The following is a 21116-nucleotide window of genomic DNA, read 5'->3' on the forward strand; positions in this document are numbered from 1 at the left end:
GTCCATGCCTTAAACGTTATAAAGAAAACTAGGTCGATCCCAAAAGCGTTGCTTGGCCATCGCATCTATAAATGCTTGGCCAAATTGAGGATCCGTGTCTATAATAACTCCTGGCATTTCTTCAATGCCCATTTCTTTTAGTAACTGACGACTTTCTTCTTTGGCACTTATCGGCTTGAAATGATTGAACATATTCGTAATAAAGGTACGAGCTTCGTAATGAAAATAGTTATCCGCTTCGTTGCCGCCGACAAGAAATACGCCTTCATAGCTTAATGGGGATCCAGTTAAAAAGTTTTGGTCCACCTTATACGAATATCCCTCGCTACCGCTAACTTCACCAAGGTTATTGCTGACGATAACAGGATGCATTCCCGCCTCGGTCCATTGCTTCAGAATGGCATCCACTTCTTTTCCGGGAAAACCCTCTGCAAGAAAAACAGCTACTTTAAGTGTATCCGCCACAAAATTAGTATTCGTTAAACTTACAGCTGGTGACGATTTCGTAACAGTTGATTCTTCTACATTCGGTACGGTAACCCCAACTTTTTTCGCTACAGGTTCCGCGAGTTCTTTGCTGACCCTCGCTAAGCGGTCAACCATCTGCTGTCGGACAGGTACATGAAGACATCTTCCCAGTTCAAAACTATAGGCTCCAATAATATGCTCCCGTTCCACTGGTGTCATGCTGTTCCAGAAGAGCCTGGCTTGTGAATAGTGATCGTGGAACGAGTCTGCTGTTTGACGCTTTTTCAATCCTTCTACGCTGGAAGGATAGGTAACAAAGCCTCCCTCGTCTGCCGGAACTTCTGATGGTGTATTATTTGCCAATAAGTTTTTGTGATAAGAAACTTTTCCGCGATCAATCACAGGACGTGACGCCCCATCTCGCTGGTTGTTAAAAACAGGACAAACCGGTTTATTGATGGGGAGTTGTTGATAATTGGCGCCAATTCGGGCTTGTTGCGTATCCGTATATGAAAACAGACGTCCTTGTAGCAGCGGATCATTAGAATAGTCAATGCCACGAACAATATTTCCCGGATGAAACGCGCTTTGTTCAGTTTCCGAAAAGGCATTGTCGACCGTTTTGTTCAACGTTAACTTCCCTATTTTTTGAAGCGGCACATCCTCTTCCGGCCAAAACTTTGTCGGGTCTAAAATATCGAAGTCAAACATAAATTCCTGATCTTCTCGAATAACCTGTACAGCAAATTCATATTCCGGATAATTTCCCATTTTGATATTTGTCCAAAGATCTCTTCGATGAAAATCGGCATCTTCTCCAAGTTTCTGAGCTTCATCCCAAATTAATGGATGAACACCCAGAACGGGTTTGATGTGAAACTTTACGAAATGGGCTACACCGTCTTTGTTTACAAAACGATACGTGTGAACGCCAAAACCTTCGATGGTACGGTAATTCTTGGGAATGGCTCGATCACTCATAATCCACATGGCCATGTGCGTCGTCTCCGGATTACTTCCCATAAAATCCCAAAACGTATCGTGTGCCGTTTGGCCTTGAGGGTATTCATTATCAGGTTCTGGTTTGACAGAATGAATCAAATCAGGGAATTTGATCGCATCTTGAATGAAAAAAATCGGGAAATTGATGGCAACAATGTCAAAATTCCCATCATCTGTATAGAACTTAATGGAAAACCCTCGTACATCCCGAACGGTTTCATTACAGCCCCGTGAGCCGATAACTTGTGAAAACCTCACAAATAGCGGCGTTTTTTTGGATGGATCTTGTAAGAAATCTGCCATGGTTATATCACTCATGGATTGATACAGTTCGAATTCTCCATAAGCACCATAACCTCGTGCATGAACGACCCGTTCGGGTATTCTCTCCCGATCAAAATGCGCTAGTTTTTCTCTGGCAAGAAAGTCTTCAATCAAGGTCGGTCCACGATCTCCAGCGGTCAGTGAATTTTCATCATCCACGATCTTTTTCCCTTCATTGGAAATCATCTCCTGATTATGCGTATCCCTAACAAATGACTCTAATTGCTTTTCCTTTTTGTTTAAGTTTTCATCTTCACTCATACAGATTCATCTCCTAACAATGGACATTACGTTTACTGTTAGTAAAAAAACTAAAAGTATTCATAGGGATTTGCTTTCTACATAAAGCGAAACTGCCCTCTGAGCATGAGCGGCTATGGAAAGTGCTGCTGTTAATGTATTTACGCTTATATTTTGTTTGTAAACTGGATAAAGCTTCATTTCGCAATCCAGTAATACAGCTAAATTACTTAGGGACTGCTGAATAACGGCAAAAGACTGGCCCATAAGCATTTTCCATTGGTGTTGTCAAAGCTGGATGCATGGAAATCCATCCTATAAGCAAAAAACCCTTGCACTTCTGGCAACGTACGGAGGGATGACGTTGCAATGGCGTAGACACAAAACGGACGCGTCAAGCCCCCTCGCGCAAAACCGGCGCTGCGGGGGCTTGACGCGTCCGCGGAAAGGCGAAGCCATGGGAAGCGGCATCCCGGCGTCAGCTGATAGCTGCAAGTTGTTCAGCAATCCCTACTATATCAAGTTGATATATAAACTTAAGCAATAAATGGCCGAAACAAAATATTTATTCGATTGGTGCCTGTAGTTTTTCCATTTCCAAAATTGATTGTTTATACTACAGGCATCATGGAATTATTTATTGCAATTGGAGTTATCATCCCTTCCACACAACAAATCTCCAGTATAGTCGGTATTATATTGTGTATTGTGCTATTTCCAGCCAATATAAAAGCATTTATGCAAAATATTCAGTTGGGTACTAAGCCACCAACAAACATATATGTCAGGCTATATGTTCAATGCTTGTTTATAGCATCTTTCATTTTGATTGCTGTATTCAGTTGAAAATCAAACCACCTGCAACCCTAGTGTCGCTCGTATTTAAATGTCCTTAATGACAAAATAAAAAATAGCGCAAAGAAAACAAATAAGATGAATACATTCTGAATCCATAAAGTCATTTCCACGGTCATGGAAGTTCTTATCCCTGTCACTAGCCATTCAAAAGGGTTTACCATGCTGACATACTGAATGAACGAAGGAGCATTTTCCAGACTGTAGAAAGCACTGCTGCAAAGAACCATTGGAAGCATGATCAAATTGGTCGACATACTTAAATGTCCTTCTGTTTTTACGACACTTGAAACCGCAAAGCTTAAAAAGATAAAGGCAGTCGACCCAATTAACAAAACAGGGAATGTCATTAGCAGTCCTATTATAGAAAAGGAAGGGCTATAGAAGATCCAGCTTACCACTAATATCATATAACCTAAAACCATGGATATCATCGACCTGGCTCCGGAAACACTTAGAATGTATTGATAAAGAGGCATTGGGGTTGCGTGTAACAAATCGTATACGCCCCTGCGTCGTTGCGATAAGGAAGTAAATGAAGTCGACATAAACGCATAAAAAAGCAGGCTTACTGCGGACATACCCACAAGCGTATATTCCACATAGCCATCAAAGAAGATGCCCATCGTAATAAGGGCGCCAACTGGCAAAGCAACAGACCAAAACAATAAGTAGACGTCTTTTACAGCAGCTTTTACATTCAATAAAAAAACGGTGGTCATTTTCATTCACCCCTGTTCTGTGATCAGAGAATAAAGTTCATCAACATCGGATACCCCATGTTCGTTGATTAATGACTGCGGAGTACCTGTAACCGCGATTTCTCCATCGTTCATGATCATCACCCGATCGGCAACTTTGCTCACTTCGAGCATGTCATGAGAGGAAAAAAACACCGTGTCTCCCCTCTCCTTCATTTCTACAATGTGTTGTTGGATGTCTTTTTGCCCTCGAGGATCGAGACCGGCAGAAGGTTCATCAAGAATGATTAATTTTGGGTTGTGTAACGTAGTCACTGCGATGGCAAGGCGTTTTTGTTGGCCTAACGACAGTTTGATTGCAGGTGATTTTTTTTCTTCACGCAATCCATAAACCTCCAGTAAAGAATTAATATCAAGTTCCTTTGATTTCACGTTATAGAAGGCTGCAAATAATCGAATGTTTTCCTCAACCGAGTGCCCCTCAAAGAAAGGCGTCGACTGTAATTGAACACCCGTTTCGGCTTTGAAATTCTGAGTCCAATGTTGAACAACGCCAGAATCTGGATGGATCAGTCTTAAAAGCATTCCAATCATTGTTGTTTTCCCAGCACCATTCGGTCCCATCAATGCAATGGTTTCTCCTTCTCGAATGTGCAGCGAACCGTTCTTAACAACGGTTCGACCTCGATATGTTTTCGTCAAATTCTCAGCTTTTATTAACGTACGCAAAGTGAATCCTCCTTCATTAAACATGTGTATTCAATTTTGACTATATGTTTATTTTAACCCTCCCTAATACAGGGAGTCCTTTAAGAAAAAGCGAAGACCTTAGCGCCGCATTCCCCCACTAAATCAAAGATTTTGAAGGCGAATGCGGCGCTAATTTTTGTTCAAAACGTTTCGTTCTCTTGCAACAACGTAATCGCTTTATCAATATAATGCTGCTGGAGTTTTATCGTCTCAAACATGTGTTCAAAGACAAGGAGCGTAAAAGGGGACAGATTTTCTATCTGCGCTTCTTGTTTTGCTTTTAAACCAAAAGAAACTGCTTCGTGTTCAGCCTCCAGGTTTTGTTGTTGTGTTTTCAACGCTGCAAGGGCTTCTTCCCTATCCAGTTTATCAACGAAAGATAACCCGGAATACAATTGGGTAGGATAAGGATTCAAAGGCTTTTCCAGTGCTTCTCTTATCAGTTTCTTTTCGTAATCTCGTCCGCTATTGGTGATTGAATAGATCGCTTTTTGGCGATGTCCGGTATGCTCAATTTGACTGACTTCAACGTATCCCCCACCCTCCAGTTTATTGAGGGCATTGTAGATGGAACCAATAAGCAATCCACTCCATCGTTCAGCATCCATGACCTTCAGCATTTCTTTAATATCATATCCTGACATTGGCTTTATGCTTAACAACGCGAGCACTAATAACTTTGCCATACCATCACCTTTGTTTGTTCAAGTTTGTTTATTCATTATAAACTTGAAGTTAAAGAATGTCAATGGCAAAGTCAATGCCTAGATAAAACTTAAGACTATATTTTTAAAGTTATTTTCAGTCAATCTGATTTGTTCACCTATTGCTCTTTGAGAGATACAGATAAATGGTCAACGGTGCGAAAACAACAATGAATAGTATGCATATGACAATACCGCTTACAATTTCTGCGGTGGTAGTAGCTCCAGATATTAGCCCTCTTACCGTAGAGGTCACGATACTGATTGGATTTATATCAACAATGACTTGAATCCATTTGGGCATCGTAGCTGAATCGACCAGAATATTACTGGCAAACATAAGTGGATAAATGATTATCATGCTCGATCCCGATACTGATTCCGGGCGTTTGGCCATAACCCCAATCGTTGAAAAAATCCAACTCACACTAAATGCGAAGAAAATAATAAACAATATGGCAAGTACTGTTCCCAATACGCCACCTTCTGGACGAAATCCCAATACAACACCGGTAGTTAATACAGAAAGCAATGCTACCGTATATCTGATACCGTCAGTAACTAGTGGTCCAAGTATGGCTGCCGGCTGCCAAAAAGGCATCGTCCGAAATCGATTATAAACCCCTTTTGTAATGTCCAGACATAGGCTTGTTCCACTGTATACGGTTAATGGAACGACCGTTAAAATAAGAATCCCTGGTAAAAGGAATTGAATGTATTCTGTTGTTGATCCAGCAATTGCTCCACCAAACAAGTAACCAAATATAAGCAGCATAATGACAGGGCTCAGAACAGCTTCAATTACATAGCCAAATAAGTTATTCTTTGTGTTTTGTACTGTTCTCCACATAAAAGTTCGTGTAGCTTTGAAGGCACTGGCACTTTTGGGTGGTGAATTCCAATAAGACAATGACTCGTTCAAATTCTTCGTTACATTCATTGAGTAACCTCCTCATGTTTGGTATCTGTCAGCGCTAGGAACACTTCATCCAGACTTGGATCACTCAATGTAAAATCCTCAATGGGAATTGCGTGGTTTAAGAGCGTGTCAATGATGTCATTTGCCAGTCTTGTTTTTGTTACAGGGATCTTGAAAACAAGCGGATTTTCATCTTCGATTATATTTAAAGCGTGCGGGTACGGACCATCTAAAATTTCACGAATGTTTTTAGGCTCGTAAAATTTGGTTAATCGCAAAGATAGCGTTTTCCCACCAATCGAGGCCTTCAGTTGGTTTGGTGTCCCTTCTGCAATGATCGTCCCTTTATCAATAACGGCGATTCGATCAGCCAACTGATCAGCTTCTTCTAAATATTGCGTCGTTAATAAAACTGTTGTACCTAATTTTAAAAGTGCACGGACCAGTTCCCAAACTTGCATGCGACTCTGGGGGTCTAATCCCGTTGTTGGCTCATCAAGAAAAATAATTTCTGGCTGGGTGACGATACTTGCTGCAATATCCAAGCGACGTCGCATCCCTCCAGAATAATTTGCTACTATACGATTTTTGGCTTCCATTAAATCAAAGGAACGTATTAATTCATTCGCTATTGAATGGGTTTGTTTATTAGAGTAACCATGCAGTTTGGCAATCAATATTAAATTTTGGAAGCCCGATAACCCTTCATCGAGTGCAGCAAACTGACCTGTCAAGCTTATCTTTTTCCGAACGTTTTTGGCGTCTTTCACAACATCTAACCCTTGGATAAAAGCAGTTCCTCCATCCGGTTTTAAGAGCGTTGACAGCATATGAATGGCCGTGGTTTTACCAGCGCCGTTTGGCCCAAGAAGAGCAAATAACTCCCCCTTTTTTACTTGCAAATTGATCCCATTAACGACCTGGTTCTCTTTATACGATTTTTTAAGTTTACTTGCTTCTACGGCATATTGCATTTAAGATAACTCCTTATCCACTGTTGTATTGATTCTTTAAGAATGCCCTAGTAAAAACCCAGGGCATTATTTGAAATCAGGATCTATTCCATAAAGGCACTTTTATGTTCTGATACCCACGCAGCAAATGTTTTTGCCGGACGTCCTGTTACTTCTTCGACCGTTGGTAAAACGGTATAACCAATTTCAGGGGGGTTGTTACTCATTTGAACCATAAAATCAACACTTTCCTTATCGAGACCCCTCTTTTCCCATTCCCTGCGTGCTTCTTCTTCCGTTAATTCTTTAAATTTAATCTCTTTTCCAATGCCTTTACTAATGATCTCCACTTGTTCGATCGTGGAAAGAGCTTCCGGGCCGGTGAGTGTATAAACGTTTCCATGGTGCCCATTCTCAAGAAGTGTTTCAACAAAAACCGCTGCAATGTCAGCTTCATGAATAATGGCACCGCGTGTTTCGCCTCCAAGCGTACGAACAACGCCTTCTTTTCGAATTGATTCCTGCCAATCGTCAATGGCATTGGCCATAAATCCAACGGGTTGAACAAACGCCCATTCAAGGCGACTATTTTTAATTGCTTGTTCCACTGGGCCATCACCGTAGACCGTCAATAAAGATACGCTTTGAACCCCAGCCTTCTCTGCCAACTCAACGACTTGAGGATTGGTTTCCAACGTCGCATCAGCTTGATCACTTGAGGTAATCAAGTATAATGCGGTAACACCTTGAAATGCCGGAATTAACGTTTCGGGAGACGTAAGATCTCCTGCTACAACCTCAACACTTTCCTGCAAATTAGCCCTTTCCGGGTTGCGCGATACCGCTCTTACTTGTACGTCTTTATTTACGAGTTGTTCTACCACATGTCTTCCTACTGTTCCTGTAGCACCTGTCACTAAAATTGTCATTTTATAACCTCCATTTTGTTCCTGCATAGGGACTGCTGACTAATGGAAAAAGACTGGCACATAAGCTTTTTCCGTTGGTGTTGTCGTCCGCGGAAAGCGAGGCCATGGAAGCGGCATCCCGGCGTCAACTGATAGCTGCAAGTTGTGCAGCAATCCCTAACATAAGGAAAATCAAACGTTCTTCAAAAATAGATCTTTCGAATCTCATTCAATTTGTCAATTACATCTTGCCTTAAGTCATTAGGGGAAAGGATTTCAACCTTAGACCCATAACTTAAAATGACAGAGAGGGCATACTCCTTTGAATAAAAGATCGTTTGTACATCAACAAAATCCCCATGAAAGGTGTATTCTCCCGGAAATTGCTCGAAAACTCGCGGTTGCGCAGTTAAATTAAAACGGAGATGAACATCTATGCCTTGTTCTTCTGAATGAACCAGACGTTTAGAATCTGCTCTCGGATCGAATGTTTCTTCTAACACTTCGGGCTTGCTGATCCTTGACATACGAAAATAACGATTGTCTTTTCGTAATAAGCAATAACCATCCAAGTACCAAGCCCCCTGTCCCCATAAAAGATTCAACGGTTCAATCTTCCTTTCTGATATTTGACCAGAGGCATTGATATAGGTAAATGTAACCCTTTTTGATTGATCGATTGCTTCCAATAAGAGAAGAAGAATCTCTTTTTCCTCTACTGAAGTGCTCATATCGAAAACAATTTTCTTCTGGAGTCTTTCATCCAACAGCGCAGGCTGCAAACTGCCAAGCTTATTGACTAAAGATGTAAATGTATTTCCGCCAACCGCGCCTTCCATACTCTTTAAAAGGTTGTAGATCACAGAAAAGTCATCAATGGAAAAATGCTGCTTTGATAAGAAAAACCCATTCATTATCTCAAAGCCACCATCTGTTCCGGAGAAAGATGCAACAGGAATGCCGGATTGATTAATCAATTCAATGTCACGATAGATTGTTCGAACAGAGACCTCGAACCTCGAAGCCAATTCACTAGCCGTCACTCTTTTATTCGTCAATAATTCCATCGTAATCCCCAGCAAACGATCAAGTTTCATCTTTTTCTCTCCTTATCCAGAGACTTTTCCTTTATCTCTTCGTACTTTGTTGAGTCATATGGTTAATTGTATCCAACTCCTTTCATTTCGGCTAATTTAAGAATAAATCATCCACCCTGACATCTTGTATGTCAGGATTAAAAACCTTTGTAAAAAATTTTTGATACACGTGTTGCCATTGAGAAACTATCTTTACAATTACAAACGGATTTACTCATTAAACGATAGGAATTATCCTTCTTGAACGAAGCAAAAGGATATATAAAGAGTGACATGATAAGATCCTGGAGATGGCTGAAACTGTTGTGGCGTTTTATGTTTCATGTTTGTGGGCGGGAATCAATCAAGTCCCTATGAACCCATTAAAATGGCCAACCAGAAACAAATTCTGATTGACCTTATAATACGATCGCTTTTAAACATTTATGGTGTAGCCCATATCAAGTACAAATAACCGGCCAAGTAACGTTCTTCCTTAATAAGCTTTAGATTAGACTTTTCTACAATCTCAGAAATATTTCTGTTCTGATGGCATCCTACAACTCTGAAGGCCAATGGATTCAATGATTTTTGCAATCCTGCGAAGCATTTATTTGTACTAACGCCATGCTCCAGCATGAGTATTTTTCCTTCTGGATTACACCATTTTTGAAAATTGTTTAGGACATCGACAGGTTCTTCATAGGCACATAAACTGGCAGATGATATTATTGTGTCAAAACTGTTTTCGCTAAATTCAATCGTTTCAACATCTTTTTGTATAAAGGTCGCTTTAAAAGGATAATATTTTGCCGCATGTTGTGCTGTTTTCAGCATCTCTTGACTAAAATCCAATCCTGTCAATTCAATATCTCTACTGTAAAAAGGAAAATTAAGCCCCGAACCGATGGCCACCTCCAAAACCTTCCCTTTTGCTTCTTGAAAAATTTGTTGACGAAACTGATTTCCATGCCTTTTTTTTCGTCGTTTATCGTATTTTCTCGCTTGCTTATCAAATTTTTTCATTAATGATTGACGGTCCATACCTCCCCACCTCCCCACCATTTCCTATTTATTGGCATTCATTTTTATTTTGCATGATGGGTAACAGGTCATAGATTGCTATGACTACTTCGTCTGGACAATCTATGAGAATGGTAGCATACCCAGCATTTTCAAGCATTCGATGTTCTCCATGCGGAATGGTGTTGGCTAATGCTTTATAAATCTTGTTTTTTCTATGATTTATGGCTTTTCGCCAAAATCTATGGTAGATATAAGTGACTAATTATGGTAATAGCACTAGCTAGCGGTGGAAAAACACGGAGACTGTGGGAAAGCGCAGTGGGAAGACCCCGCAGAAAAAAGCGAACGTCTTTTTTCGAGGAGGCTGAGCTTGGGGCCCACGGAAAGCGTAGTGTTTTTCCGTAGCGACTATCATCAATTACATCTATTTGTCAACCATAGGATTTAGTGTTTACCCCGATTTATACAACTTTATTATGATGGTTCGGTTCAGTTGTTCTGATATTACCCTTCTATATCACGGCGACGATATCCGATAAACCCTGCAATCATTAGGGTAACCGCGATGATAACTAGAATGCTTATCGGCATCCATTCCATTTCATCAACCGGAAGTTCAGGGATATGTCCGTAAGGGGACAATTGCCCGACCCAATCCGGAAAATCAAATAATCCACCCAAATAAAGGACAATGAAGGAATAAAAGACATAAAGCCAAATGACGCTACTCAGCTTTGGAAGAATGCCAATGAGCAGGACAGCAAGACCGATGATTACGAGCATCGCTGGATAATAAACCAAAGCTCCTCCATAGATCGTGCCAAAATCAAGGCCTTCTTCCATGGCAATATCTCCCGCACCCCACAGACCGATGGCCGTTAAGGATAACATGACAAACCCATTCACAACCGAGATAATCAGATAGCTGCCCATCAGTTTTGTGCGTGACACAGCCCTTCCAAGCAAATGTTCAACGCGGTTCTTTTTCTCTTCCCCATAAAGTTTCAACATAGCCATACCGGGAGGAACTGTTGCAAGCAAGGCCATCACAATCATGAGCGTGGGAATGAATTGCTCGGTTAGTGTATATCCTTCCTCTTCTACGAGCATTTGTTCCATCATCTCATTGCCTTCAAAAAAAGCTTCCAGATCCCCTAACACGGATCCATAAGCAACACCCATCACGAGTATTCCAATTGCCCAGGCAATCATGCCGGTGCGCTGCAGTTTGACAGCGAGCCCGATTGGGCTTTGCAAAAAGGGTGAAGCCTTTCTCCTTCCCGGTCTCGCCGAAAAAAAACCTGCTTCCAAATCGCGGATCGCGTTCAGATAATTGGCCAATACCCCCAGAACGATCGCTACAGCGAGCATTAAGACAAGCGGCTCCCAATGATTGCTCGCGTACGCCTCTGTCCGCGTCACCCAATTTAACGGCGAGAACCACGATAGTGTTTCATTGCCAACATCCCCCACCGCGCGCAAAAGATAGGCAACGAGCAATACGGCAATGGACAAACCAATCGTGCCACGGGAACTCTCGGAAAGCTGGGCGAAAAACGCCGTCACTCCCGTAAAAAAAATACCGGTAGCACCTAAAGCAGTGCCGTACAGTAGCGAACCCTCGAAATCCATGCTTTCGATCCCTAAAGCATATAAGCCCAACCCCGTGATAAGCGCCAACAGCACATGGGTCGCACATAAAACCAATAACGTTGCATTTAAGTTGGATAGACGACCGACCGGGAGGGAACGAATCATTTCTAGCCGCCCATCTTCTTCATCGGCCCGTGTATGGCGCGCCACAAGCAATATGCTCATCAGTCCGACAACAAGCGCCGTAAAAAGCAACATTTGGTGTGCCGTCATTGCGCCGATCGTATAGTTCTCCAAATCCCCCGGCCCTACCATTGCCGTCATTGCCGGGTTTGCCATCGTTTCAGCCAATCCATCTCTCTCTTGTTGGGAATCATACAAATCGACAAAGGCCAAGGGTACCATCAATGTAAAGAAGGTAATCCCGATTAACCATAACGGAATACGGAGGCGATCCCGCCTCAAAATAAATCTAAAAAGGGAACCGGTTTTTTTAAAAGAAGAACCTGCCATCAGGAAGCACCTCCCACCTCGGATTCATCTTTTTGTTCATAATGACGCATAAATAGATCTTCCAATGTTGGCGGAGAACTTTCCAATTTCACGATGCCACATTGACTAACATGCTTGATGACATTATCCAACGCTTCGACGTCTACCTGGAAAGACAAGGCTTGATCTTTTTCCTCTATGGCATGAACGCCTTTGAATTCATGCAGGTCGGTCAATGGTTGTTTCGTTTCTACAAGCATATGGATGCGCGTCAAATGCCGCAATTCACTTAACGTTCCCGATTCAATCATTTTTCCTTGACGAATAATACCGACACGGTCGCATAACTTTTCCACTTCCGATAAGATATGACTAGACAACAACACACTTTTTCCTTTGCTTTTCACATCCAATACACATTCTTGGAAAACTTGTTCCATGAGCGGGTCCAATCCGGAGGTTGGTTCATCCAAAATATATAAATCGGCATCGGAGGCGAAAGCAGCCACTAACGCGACCTTCTGGCGATTTCCTTTCGAATACGTTCGGCATTTTTTGGTCGGATCGAGATTAAATTTCTGGATTAATTCTTCTCGTCTGTTTTTATTGTTGTTTCCACGTAGCTTGACGAAAAGATCAATGACTTCACCACCCGTCAAGTTTGGCCAAAGGTTCACATCGCCCGGTACATACGCGATATGCTTGTGAATGTCAACCGCATCCGACCACGCGTCTTGCCCAAAGATTTTCGCCTCTCCCTTTGTTGCTTTTAAAATGCCGAGCAGCACACGAATGGTCGTCGATTTCCCAGCACCGTTCGGACCGATAAAACCATAAATCTCCCCTTCATTTACTTCGATATTGACCCCATCTAAGGCGGTGAATTTTCCGAATTGTTTCGTTAAATTATTCACGGTGAGCACGCTCATGTCTGCCCCTCCTCGTAAAATGTCGTCTTTAGCACGTCCAGGTATTCGTAGAATTCATCCCAGTAAGGTTGGAGATCGATGTGTGCAATCTTCTCGCCTTGAAATAGTCGCATTAATTCGTTCTGGTATCCCTCGATCGACCATTGTATCAACTTCAAAGCTTTGTCTGTATTGATATCGCGACGCAACATTTTTTGATTTATATTTTTATATATCAATGAGTATCCAGTTTTTTTAAGATCTGCCAAGCGTGTTTCTAATTCCTTCGGCAATGTCACTTCATCATTTAAATAAACCATTCCGATAAAATTGGTGACATTCGGATGTTCAGCGATATAGTTCCCTTTAACTTGTGCGATTTGTTTCATCCTTTCGATAAAATCAGATTCACTTGTATCGATCAGACTAAAATATTCATCATGCATAATGGTTATGGCATAATCAACAAGATACTCATAAAGATCTTTTTTGTTGTTGAAATAATGAAAGAGCGTGCCCTTTCCGATTCCGGCGTCTTTGATGATTTGATTGGTGGACGCTTGTTCATACCCTTTATCCGCAAATTCTTTCATAGCTGCGCTCAATATTCGTTTTTGTTTCGTTTCCTCAAGGTTTTTAAACGTTTCGTTCATATTTCAACCCCCTCCTTTTAGTTATGGACCATCGTGGTCAATTTCAGAATATCATTATTGACCATAATGGTCAATATAAAAATGCGCTTGCTACAATTGATCTTACAATGAACGTATATTTTTTCTTATCCTCAATACCTTATTTATGAAAATGGTCCGTTCGGTTGACTCAATAAACAAATCTCAGAAAGAACCTTACGGCACTTCCTATTCAATTTTCCCATGTATAGCATGGGGATTAATATCTGAGTTAAGTTCAAGACATTTATTCAGAGTTATGCACACAAAACATTTTACGCTCTCTGAAAAAAGCATTATGATTGATCTTTAAAATGATGATTTTTACAGGGAGGATCATGTATGACAATGCAAAAACTATTTACCATTGGACAATTTGCCAAGCTCAATGATATTCCGGTTAAAACATTGCGATATTACGATGACATTGGACTTTTTAAGCCTATACAAGTTGATGAAAAGAATAAATACCGCTACTATTCTTTAGAACAAATCAAGCACCTTGACATTATTTTATATTTAAAATGGCAGAGATTACCTCTAGATGAAATTAAAGAACAGTTAAAAAAGAAACGAATTGATGATTGGATCTCTTTATTAACAGAGCATATGAAAGAAACAGAAATAAGGCTCCAAGAACTCCACCTAATTTATCAGCGTTTTGAAAAACGAATTGATGAGTTTACAAAAAGCCGTAATCAGACTGATATGCACACTCCCATCATTCAACTCTTTCCTGAACGAGAGATCATTCAGGAAAAAGCTGATATGAAATCGTTATATGAGATCGAACTTTCACTTCGACAGTTAAAGAAATCCTCTCAAAATACTTCCCCACTTATGGTTGGTAAAGTTGGTTTAATGGTGGCTATTTCCCAGGCTAGAGATGGTTTTGAAGGCTACCAATCAACCGTAGTGCTAATTGAGGAAGATCAGATTCAACATCCGGAACTGCTAAAATTGGATAAATTAGAAGCTGGAAATTACCTCATTTATCGCTATCGTGGATTACTTAGCGAAGCTGTTGATCATTTCTCTGTGATGATTGCGTATATGAATCAGCATCAACTTGTTGAAGATAGCAATTATATTGTACGAGACATTATTGATGATTTTATTACTGATGATCCCGACGAATACGTCACTGAAATACAAGTAAAAATTAAAAATAAATAGGGGCTCTTCACCAAAATCTATGGCTGACAAACTAGGGGCAATTATGATTGGTAGTGACCGCTACGGAAAAACACTACGCTTTCCGTGGGCCCCGAGCTCAGCCTCCTCGGAAAAAAGACGTTCGCTTTTTTCCTGCGGGGTCTTCGTCCTGCGCTTTCCCACAGGAGTCTACGTGTTTTTCCTTCGCTCGCTAGTGGTGTTGCCATATTTAATCACGAATATCAACCATTGATTTTAGTGTTGACCCTAAATAGGGACTGAATAATGGAAAAAGACTGGCACATAAGCATTTTCCGTTGGTGTTGTCAAAACTGGATGCAAGGAGATCCATCCTATAAGCAAAAAACCCTTGCACTTCTGGCAACGTACGGAGGGATGGTGCTGCAATGGCGAGACTCCAGCGGAAAAACGGACGCGTCAAGCCCCCGCAGCGCCGGTTTTGCGCGAGGAGGCTTGACCGTTCGTCCGCGGAAAGCGAAGCCATGGAAGCGACATCCTGGCTTCAGCTGAGAGCTGCAAGTTGTTCAGCAATCCCTAAATAGAGGATAATGAAAGGTATGAAACGATTGGACGTTACAATGAAAGAAGAAGAAACCTTGCTTAATCGTTATTTATAACGCATATTAAGTAGTTTTAACGTGAAAAATTTAAATTAGTGTTATTCTGCAAACCCCAAATAAAATATTGACCCTCCAGCAACTGGATTGTTTACAATCAAGTTATTGAAATCAGAAGGGGTTTGATAAAATGAGTCAATCACTTACAAGAGCAGATCATAAACAATCCTTGATGCTGTTGTTTATTTTTATTTTTGCTGGATTATCGGCAATTGGTCCATTAACGATCGATATGTATCTGCCGGCATTCCCAATAATGACATTAGAATTGGAAACATCCACTGCTTTAATTCAATTAAGCCTTACAGCCTGTTTACTCGGATTAGGAATAGGTCAAGTTATCGTTGGACCTTTGAGTGATAGAATGGGGCGTCGGAAACCATTAATTTTTTCATTAATTTTGTACGTGATCGTTTCCATCTTATGTGCAACGGTCATGTCGATAGCTGCCTTAGTTATTCTACGCTTCATTCAAGGAATGGCTGGGGCTGCCGGTATGGTGTTATCACGTGCCTCAATTCGAGATTTATATGATGGAGTGCAAATGACAAAGATTTTTGCCATGCTTGCACTGATTATGGGGATTGCCCCTATTGTCGCACCATTAATGGGAGGAATTCTGTTAGAATTCGTCTCATGGCAAGGTATTTTCATTGCGTTGGCAGGTTTAGGCATTTTACTGCTTGTATTAATTATTACTACACTAGATGAAACACTACCCAGTGAACAACGCTCAACCGGAGGATACAAAAGCACCTTTCAAACGCTACTAAGTTTGTTTACTGATCGCTCTTTTATGGGTTATTCGTTGGCACTAGGATTTAGTTCAGGTGCAATGTTTGCATATATTTCAGGTTCATCATTTGTTTTTCAAGACATTTATCATGTTACTCCATTAACTTATGGTATAATTTTTGCCTTAAATGCTGTGGGAATTATGCTTACATCCTCCTTAACTGCAAAATATACGGAACGATTTAGCGAAAAGACTTTGCTTCAGTTCGGTTTATTATGTTTGATCATCGGCGCAGCATTATTTTTCATCGTTACCCTTGTAGATGTTGGACTGATTGCTACAATTATTACTTTATTTCTAACGATTTCAAGTGTTGGTTTTATCTTTCCCACAACTCAATCATTGGCAATGAAATCACAGAGTAAAAATGCGGGAAGTGCTTCTGCACTTATGGGTCTCTTTCAGTTTGGTATCGGAGGTCTTATCGCCCCTCTTGTAGGATTAGGCGGAAGTGAGACGGCTATTCCTATGGCAATAATCATATTTGTCATAAGTCTATTAGCACTGTTTGTTCATTCAGCATCTAATCGGTAAATCTCCTTTAAAAATTGTTCGTGTCTTTCGGAGATCTATGCCCGTTGTTCAACGGTCGCTTTGACCAATAGGAAGCAATGATTGGTCCTGTAATGTTATGCCAAGCAGTTCCGATTACACTCGGAATTGCTGCAATCGGTGTTAAATGAGCTGTTGCGAGCGTAACACCGAGGCCGGTATTTTGCATGCCAATCTCAATGGATACGGCTCTTCGTTGGCTTGGAGTAAGTCGGGATACTGCAGCGGCAGCATAACCAAGTACGAGCCCTACAGCGTTATGAAGCATGACAGCCACAAAGGAGATAAGACCTGCTGTTGCAAGGCTCTCTGCATTTGCTCCGACAGATGCCATAAGTATAGCAAGAATGGCTAAAACCGATACGAGTGGCATGACCGTAACTGTCTTCTCGACAATGACGGGCAGAAAACGCCGCAAAATAAGGCCCAGTGCGACAGGGACGATAATGACTTGAACGATCATTGTAAACATGTCCCAGAAGTTCACCGGCATCCAATGGCCAGCTAGAGCGAAAAGGATCGCTGGTGTAGTGATAGGTGCCACGAGTGTTGATAGGGAAGTCATCGTAATCGATAAAGACAAGTCACCCTTTGCGAGATAGACCATGACATTTGAGGCTGTACCTCCAGGGACGGATCCGAGCAGTACGAGGCCTACTGCAAGCTCGGGCGGAAGATTTAATAAATAAGCAATCAAAAGCGCTGCGAGCGGCATAATCGTATATTGGAAGATCAGGCCAAGTATGACAGGAAGCGGATGTTTGGCTATGAGCTTAAAATCGGCAGGTTTAAGCGTCATCCCCATCCCGAGCATAACAATCCCGAGTAAAAAAGGGACGTAATCATTAATTGGAATAAATGGTTCAGGAACTGAAAAAGCAAGAATTGCAGCAGCAATGACAAAAAAAACAAAAAACCTTCCTGCGAATGTGCTTATCGATGATAATGCCTTCATGGTCCATTTACTCCTTTAACTGGACGAGCTTAAACGGATTTAACCTACTCTCCGGATCTAAAGCTTGTTTGATTTTCTCCATAACAAAAAGCGATTCCCCATGTTCTTCTGCTTGATATTTTTGTTTGCCAAGGCCAACACCATGTTCGCCGGTACATGTACCACCAACAGCGAGCGCGTATTTGACGATCTCTTCATTTAGTTTGGCTGCAGCCTGAATCTCCTCATTGCTACTGGAATCAAACATAAGAATGATATGATAGTTACCATCACCAACATGTCCGGCGATGCCTCCCTCAAACATGGACGCATCAACGACTTTTCGTGCATGCTTGATTGCTTCTGCTAATTCGGAAATAGGGACACAGACATCTGTGACCATCATTTTCTTTCCGGGTGCACCGTGAACGTACGCATAGGCCAGGTTGTGACGAGCTTCCCACAGCTTGTTTCTTGCCGCATTATCTTGTTCGAATTCTATTTTCTTACAACCGTGATCTTTAATGATCTCTTTCATAAATTCAAGATCTTGATTAAGGCCAGCCTCATTGCCGTGAAATTCTAAGAAGAGCGTAGGTTGGATTGGATAATTTGTATCGCTAAATTCATTTGCCTTTTTTACGGAAGGTTCATCGACGAGCTCACAACGTGCTATTGGCACGCCGGCGTGTAGGGTAGATACAACGGCTTCAACGGCTTTGTCAATCGTAGGGAAAACAGCTCGTCCGGCGACGATATGCTCGGGAATACCATGCACATTCAATGTTAGTTCTGTGAAGCAGCCAAGCGTCCCTTCCGAACCGATGAACAGCCCGTTTAAGTTATAGCCGGAAGAAGACTTAGCGGCGAGATTTCCGGTATGCATGATCGAGCCGTCGGCGAGTACGACTTCAAGATCACGGACTTGATCACGCATAATTCCATAACGTACAGAACTTGTACCACTTGCATTCGTCGCGGCCATACCGCCAATCGTCGCGTCAGCGCCGGGATCCACGGTGAAAAAGAGCCCATATTTTTTGAGTTCTTTGTTTAACTGTGTGCGCGTCACACCGGGTTGAACTTTGACAAGCAAATCTTGCTCTTTCACTTCAATAATCCGATTCATTTCGGAAAAATCGATAGAAATCCCATCTTCAGTTGGAATCACATGACCTTCAAGACTGGACCCGAGCCCAAATGGATATACAGAACGATGAAACTGTTTCGCGGTTTTCATTATTTCACTGATGTCCTGAGCGTCGTAAGGGTAAACGACGACTTCAGGCGTTACCGGTGGATGGTAAGATTCGTCTTTGCTATGCAATTCTCGCGCTGTATCGTTCGTCGATACTTGTGACGTGCTTAGTGATTCCTGCAATGATTCAACAAGGGTGGACATTTGCATACCCCTCCATAACAATAGATTTTATCAGTGAAATTCTCACAACATATGCCGCAGGTCACTTTATTTGCATCTCTATACCTCACGTATACTATTAATTAGTATACTAATGTCAGTTGTATTGCACAAACAAATGGTTTCGGAAAACGTGGTTTTGCCGGTGGTCTGTAAGCATGCAGTCAATGCTTTCCGAAGCATTCTGACTAAAGGTTTGAAACAGATATAACAAGGTTGGTGTTTTTAGGAATCAAGAATTTGAATCAACGATCACATCTGTATTTACGGAATACTGATCGATTCCGGAAGACCGTTTATAGTCTAACTATAGGTATGAAGATTTCAAAATGAGGGTCGCTTGTGTCTGAATCACTTGGGTGTTTTTCATGTTTTATTGGGAGCTCATCGTAGTATTCAACATCTTGCTCTGTAAAAGGTACGTATTCACTTGCCTTTAACCAATCTATGATTTTTCCATATGTGTTTTCAATGCTGCCACCTTTATGTTTTGTTACCAAATAGGTCATTTCCGGAACATTAACTTCAGCCATGCCTTCTAGAAGAGCTTGCTCATCTTGCACCTCGTAAGCAGAATAGTAAACGAAACCATCAGGTCGAAGATGATAGGACAACCCTAATCTCACATCTGGGTTTACAGCATAATCAAATTCCTCTACTCTTTTGATTGAATGTTGAATGCCTTCTTTTATGGTTTCAATTTCAGTAAATGCAACATCGCATTTAATCCCCATCGCACGATATGCAGGGAGTTTCTTAATTTCATATTCTAATCTGCTCATAAATATCCCCCTCAATAATAAAATGAAATGTTAAATGTTTCTCATGCTTTCCGGGCATTTCAACGATCATCACCTACAGGTTTTTCTAATAATAATGAAAATGCTGCCCGATTTCCAACAAACTCTTTTTCACGAAATCCGACTTTATTGGCGAGTGTCAGAACCGTTTTTCTGCTTTGAAAATGTGGGTCGAATATTACTTCAGTTACTGTTAAGATGCCGCCTGGTTTAAGCGTATCATAGATTTCTTTTAAAGCTGCATCTCGATCCGGAATTTCGCCTAAGACAGTGACAAGCACGGCACGTTCACACGGAGCAAGTTGCAGTTTTCCCTTACCGATTTTGCCCTGTATAAATTCAATATTTTTTAAATCCTTGTTCAATGCCTTGCTTTCTGCCCTTTGCAACATTTCAGATTGGATATCAACTCCAATTGCTTTGCCATGGGAACCAACTCTTTCTGCTAAAGGAATTGTAAGTCTGCCGGGGCCACATCCAAAATCAATGACATGCATTCCCGGATGAATGTTTGACTGTTGAATGATTGTATTGGCTCTATTTGCCTTCGTAAATGGATTGTCCAGTTCGACAAACCAACGTAACCAAAATGGACAAGGAATTTCATGGCTTCGTGATGCATATCGCCACGCATAAAAGATAAAAACAGGCAAAATTACCATGAAAATGAGAGATGCAATCTTTTTCATTTAAAGCCCCCTTTCATTTCCTCCTACTTCATTACTTCTTCTTTCCAACAAGATAATGTCACGCCAGGCCCCATCCATTTCACCTATACGTTCTCGTCGTCCGACTTCCCGAAAACCATATTTTTTATGTAATCGAAGACTTGCTACATTTTCAGGGAAAATCCCGGATTGTAACGTCCAGAATCCATTTTGTTCACTTTCTTCGATTAACGTTCTTAAAAGTAAACTGCCAATTCTTTTCCCTTTGCTCATTTGGTTTATATAAACGCTTACTTCTGCAACTCCTGCGTAAACATATCGATTTGAAACAGGGGTTAAAGCAACCCAACCTAAAACTTCATCTTCTAAACGCGCAACCATACGGCATGTAGACAGATGATTATTATCCCATTCTTCCCAGGAAGGAGCATCTTTTTGAAAGGTTGCATTTCCGGTAGCAATTCCTTCAAGATAGATTTCTCTAACTTTTTCCCAGTCTTCCGGGAGCATTTTATCAATCATTATTTTACTTTCCATTAAATCACCTACTCGGCCTTTCATTT

Annotated in this window: 21 protein-coding genes; 4 read left to right on the forward strand and 17 right to left on the reverse strand. The window is 41.3% G+C overall.

The features are described from left to right. Window positions 1-9 precede the first annotated feature (9 nt). Complete coding sequence (locus tag HUG20_RS09325; RefSeq protein WP_200090242.1) at window positions 10-2055, reverse strand: catalase; 2046 nt, start codon at window positions 2053-2055, stop codon at window positions 10-12. A 277-nt stretch (window positions 2056-2332) separates the two neighbouring features. Between HUG20_RS09325 and HUG20_RS09330 the strand changes: the two genes are divergently transcribed. Further along, a complete protein-coding gene (locus HUG20_RS09330) occupies window positions 2333-2581 on the forward strand; it encodes a hypothetical protein (protein ID WP_200090243.1) in 249 nt (82 codons plus the stop codon). A 319-nt stretch (window positions 2582-2900) separates the two neighbouring features. Here the strand turns inward: HUG20_RS09330 and HUG20_RS09335 are convergent, their stop codons facing one another. The 11 genes from HUG20_RS09335 to HUG20_RS09385 all read right to left on the reverse strand — a co-directional run bounded on the left by HUG20_RS09335 (window position 2901) and on the right by HUG20_RS09385 (window position 13572). Next, entirely contained in the window at window positions 2901-3611 is a 711-nt protein-coding gene (locus tag HUG20_RS09335) for an ABC transporter permease (RefSeq protein ID WP_200090244.1), read from the reverse strand. Window positions 3612-3617: 6 nt separating this feature from the next. Next, a complete protein-coding gene (locus tag HUG20_RS09340; RefSeq protein ID WP_200090245.1) occupies window positions 3618-4343 on the reverse strand; it encodes an ABC transporter ATP-binding protein in 726 nt (241 codons plus the stop codon). Window positions 4344-4480: 137 nt separating this feature from the next. Further along, window positions 4481-5026, reverse strand: coding sequence for a PadR family transcriptional regulator (locus HUG20_RS09345; protein WP_200090246.1), 546 nt, complete (start codon window positions 5024-5026; stop codon window positions 4481-4483). Window positions 5027-5159: 133 nt separating this feature from the next. Then, the gene (locus HUG20_RS09350; protein WP_200090247.1) at window positions 5160-5984 is read right to left on the reverse strand and encodes an ABC transporter permease; all 825 of its coding nucleotides are present in this window, start codon (window positions 5982-5984) and stop codon (window positions 5160-5162) included. Continuing rightward, the gene (locus HUG20_RS09355) at window positions 5981-6937 is read right to left on the reverse strand and encodes an ATP-binding cassette domain-containing protein (RefSeq protein ID WP_200090248.1); all 957 of its coding nucleotides are present in this window, start codon (window positions 6935-6937) and stop codon (window positions 5981-5983) included. Before HUG20_RS09355 ends, HUG20_RS09350 begins: the two co-directional genes overlap by 4 nt. An 83-nt stretch (window positions 6938-7020) precedes the next feature. Beyond that, window positions 7021-7845 carry an NAD(P)H-binding protein gene (locus HUG20_RS09360; protein ID WP_200090249.1) on the reverse strand — a complete coding sequence of 275 codons (825 nt, stop codon included), beginning with the start codon at window positions 7843-7845 and terminating at the stop codon, window positions 7021-7023. A 182-nt stretch (window positions 7846-8027) separates the two neighbouring features. Continuing rightward, entirely contained in the window at window positions 8028-8921 is an 894-nt protein-coding gene (locus tag HUG20_RS09365) for a helix-turn-helix transcriptional regulator (protein WP_200090250.1), read from the reverse strand. A 423-nt stretch (window positions 8922-9344) separates the two neighbouring features. After that, complete coding sequence (locus tag HUG20_RS09370; protein ID WP_200090251.1) at window positions 9345-9944, reverse strand: class I SAM-dependent methyltransferase; 600 nt, start codon at window positions 9942-9944, stop codon at window positions 9345-9347. Window positions 9945-10430: 486 nt separating this feature from the next. Then, window positions 10431-12032: an ABC transporter permease gene (locus HUG20_RS09375; RefSeq protein WP_200090252.1), complete on the reverse strand. Its 1602-nt coding sequence runs from the start codon at window positions 12030-12032 to the stop codon at window positions 10431-10433. After that, window positions 12032-12940 carry an ABC transporter ATP-binding protein gene (locus tag HUG20_RS09380; RefSeq protein ID WP_200090253.1) on the reverse strand — a complete coding sequence of 303 codons (909 nt, stop codon included), beginning with the start codon at window positions 12938-12940 and terminating at the stop codon, window positions 12032-12034. The genes HUG20_RS09375 and HUG20_RS09380 overlap by 1 nt, the downstream gene beginning before the upstream one ends. Beyond that, window positions 12937-13572, reverse strand: a complete 636-nt coding sequence (locus tag HUG20_RS09385; RefSeq protein ID WP_200090254.1) for a TetR/AcrR family transcriptional regulator — start codon at window positions 13570-13572, stop codon at window positions 12937-12939. Before HUG20_RS09385 ends, HUG20_RS09380 begins: the two co-directional genes overlap by 4 nt. A gap of 360 nt (window positions 13573-13932) precedes the next feature. Here HUG20_RS09385 and HUG20_RS09390 point away from each other — a divergent pair, with 360 nt between their 5' ends. From HUG20_RS09390 to HUG20_RS09400, 3 genes are all read left to right on the forward strand, one after another. Next, window positions 13933-14766 carry a MerR family transcriptional regulator gene (locus HUG20_RS09390; RefSeq protein ID WP_200090255.1) on the forward strand — a complete coding sequence of 278 codons (834 nt, stop codon included), beginning with the start codon at window positions 13933-13935 and terminating at the stop codon, window positions 14764-14766. A 315-nt stretch (window positions 14767-15081) separates the two neighbouring features. Next, window positions 15082-15276, forward strand: coding sequence for a hypothetical protein (locus HUG20_RS09395; RefSeq protein ID WP_211200017.1), 195 nt, complete (start codon window positions 15082-15084; stop codon window positions 15274-15276). 237 nt (window positions 15277-15513) lie between these two features. Then, window positions 15514-16713, forward strand: a complete 1200-nt coding sequence (locus HUG20_RS09400) for a multidrug effflux MFS transporter (protein ID WP_200090257.1) — start codon at window positions 15514-15516, stop codon at window positions 16711-16713. A 7-nt stretch (window positions 16714-16720) separates the two neighbouring features. Here the strand turns inward: HUG20_RS09400 and HUG20_RS09405 are convergent, their stop codons facing one another. From HUG20_RS09405 to HUG20_RS09425, 5 genes are all read right to left on the reverse strand, one after another. Further along, window positions 16721-17686: a bile acid:sodium symporter family protein gene (locus HUG20_RS09405; protein WP_200090258.1), complete on the reverse strand. Its 966-nt coding sequence runs from the start codon at window positions 17684-17686 to the stop codon at window positions 16721-16723. Window positions 17687-17693: 7 nt separating this feature from the next. Further along, window positions 17694-19067 carry an FAD-binding oxidoreductase gene (locus tag HUG20_RS09410; protein WP_425504102.1) on the reverse strand — a complete coding sequence of 458 codons (1374 nt, stop codon included), beginning with the start codon at window positions 19065-19067 and terminating at the stop codon, window positions 17694-17696. Between the two features lie 314 nt (window positions 19068-19381). Beyond that, window positions 19382-19867 (reverse strand): GyrI-like domain-containing protein, encoded by a 486-nt coding sequence (locus HUG20_RS09415; protein ID WP_200090260.1) that lies wholly within the window; start codon window positions 19865-19867, stop codon window positions 19382-19384. A 59-nt stretch (window positions 19868-19926) separates the two neighbouring features. Next, entirely contained in the window at window positions 19927-20574 is a 648-nt protein-coding gene (locus tag HUG20_RS09420; protein ID WP_200090261.1) for a class I SAM-dependent methyltransferase, read from the reverse strand. Beyond that, the gene (locus HUG20_RS09425; protein WP_246476605.1) at window positions 20575-21114 is read right to left on the reverse strand and encodes a GNAT family N-acetyltransferase; all 540 of its coding nucleotides are present in this window, start codon (window positions 21112-21114) and stop codon (window positions 20575-20577) included. Window positions 21115-21116: the final 2 nt, after the last annotated feature.

It is taken from the genome of Salicibibacter cibi (assembly GCF_016495865.1).
GTDB classification, from domain to species: Bacteria; Bacillota; Bacilli; order Bacillales; family Marinococcaceae; genus Salicibibacter; species Salicibibacter cibi.

What these genes read in the sequence shown, in the direction of transcription:
- HUG20_RS09390 (WP_200090255.1), top strand. Translation starts at nt 13,933, where the DNA reads ATGACAATGCAAAAACTATTTACCATTGGACAATTTGCCAAGCTCAAT.
- HUG20_RS09405 (WP_200090258.1), bottom strand. Translation starts at nt 17,686, where the DNA reads ATGAAGGCATTATCATCGATAAGCACATTCGCAGGAAGGTTTTTTGTT.
- HUG20_RS09335 (WP_200090244.1), bottom strand. Translation starts at nt 3,611, where the DNA reads ATGACCACCGTTTTTTTATTGAATGTAAAAGCTGCTGTAAAAGACGTC.
- HUG20_RS09400 (WP_200090257.1), top strand. Translation starts at nt 15,514, where the DNA reads ATGAGTCAATCACTTACAAGAGCAGATCATAAACAATCCTTGATGCTG.
- HUG20_RS09425 (WP_246476605.1), bottom strand. Translation starts at nt 21,114, where the DNA reads ATGAAAGGCCGAGTAGGTGATTTAATGGAAAGTAAAATAATGATTGAT.
- HUG20_RS09380 (WP_200090253.1), bottom strand. Translation starts at nt 12,940, where the DNA reads ATGAGCGTGCTCACCGTGAATAATTTAACGAAACAATTCGGAAAATTC.
- HUG20_RS09410 (WP_425504102.1), bottom strand. Translation starts at nt 19,067, where the DNA reads ATGTCCACCCTTGTTGAATCATTGCAGGAATCACTAAGCACGTCACAA.
- HUG20_RS09365 (WP_200090250.1), bottom strand. Translation starts at nt 8,921, where the DNA reads ATGAAACTTGATCGTTTGCTGGGGATTACGATGGAATTATTGACGAAT.
- HUG20_RS09360 (WP_200090249.1), bottom strand. Translation starts at nt 7,845, where the DNA reads ATGACAATTTTAGTGACAGGTGCTACAGGAACAGTAGGAAGACATGTG.
- HUG20_RS09420 (WP_200090261.1), bottom strand. Translation starts at nt 20,574, where the DNA reads ATGAAAAAGATTGCATCTCTCATTTTCATGGTAATTTTGCCTGTTTTT.
- HUG20_RS09345 (WP_200090246.1), bottom strand. Translation starts at nt 5,026, where the DNA reads ATGGCAAAGTTATTAGTGCTCGCGTTGTTAAGCATAAAGCCAATGTCA.
- HUG20_RS09325 (WP_200090242.1), bottom strand. Translation starts at nt 2,055, where the DNA reads ATGAGTGAAGATGAAAACTTAAACAAAAAGGAAAAGCAATTAGAGTCA.
- HUG20_RS09415 (WP_200090260.1), bottom strand. Translation starts at nt 19,867, where the DNA reads ATGAGCAGATTAGAATATGAAATTAAGAAACTCCCTGCATATCGTGCG.
- HUG20_RS09385 (WP_200090254.1), bottom strand. Translation starts at nt 13,572, where the DNA reads ATGAACGAAACGTTTAAAAACCTTGAGGAAACGAAACAAAAACGAATA.
- HUG20_RS09350 (WP_200090247.1), bottom strand. Translation starts at nt 5,984, where the DNA reads ATGAATGTAACGAAGAATTTGAACGAGTCATTGTCTTATTGGAATTCA.
- HUG20_RS09375 (WP_200090252.1), bottom strand. Translation starts at nt 12,032, where the DNA reads ATGGCAGGTTCTTCTTTTAAAAAAACCGGTTCCCTTTTTAGATTTATT.
- HUG20_RS09395 (WP_211200017.1), top strand. Translation starts at nt 15,082, where the DNA reads ATGCAAGGAGATCCATCCTATAAGCAAAAAACCCTTGCACTTCTGGCA.
- HUG20_RS09370 (WP_200090251.1), bottom strand. Translation starts at nt 9,944, where the DNA reads ATGGACCGTCAATCATTAATGAAAAAATTTGATAAGCAAGCGAGAAAA.
- HUG20_RS09340 (WP_200090245.1), bottom strand. Translation starts at nt 4,343, where the DNA reads ATGTTTAATGAAGGAGGATTCACTTTGCGTACGTTAATAAAAGCTGAG.
- HUG20_RS09355 (WP_200090248.1), bottom strand. Translation starts at nt 6,937, where the DNA reads ATGCAATATGCCGTAGAAGCAAGTAAACTTAAAAAATCGTATAAAGAG.
- HUG20_RS09330 (WP_200090243.1), top strand. Translation starts at nt 2,333, where the DNA reads ATGCATGGAAATCCATCCTATAAGCAAAAAACCCTTGCACTTCTGGCA.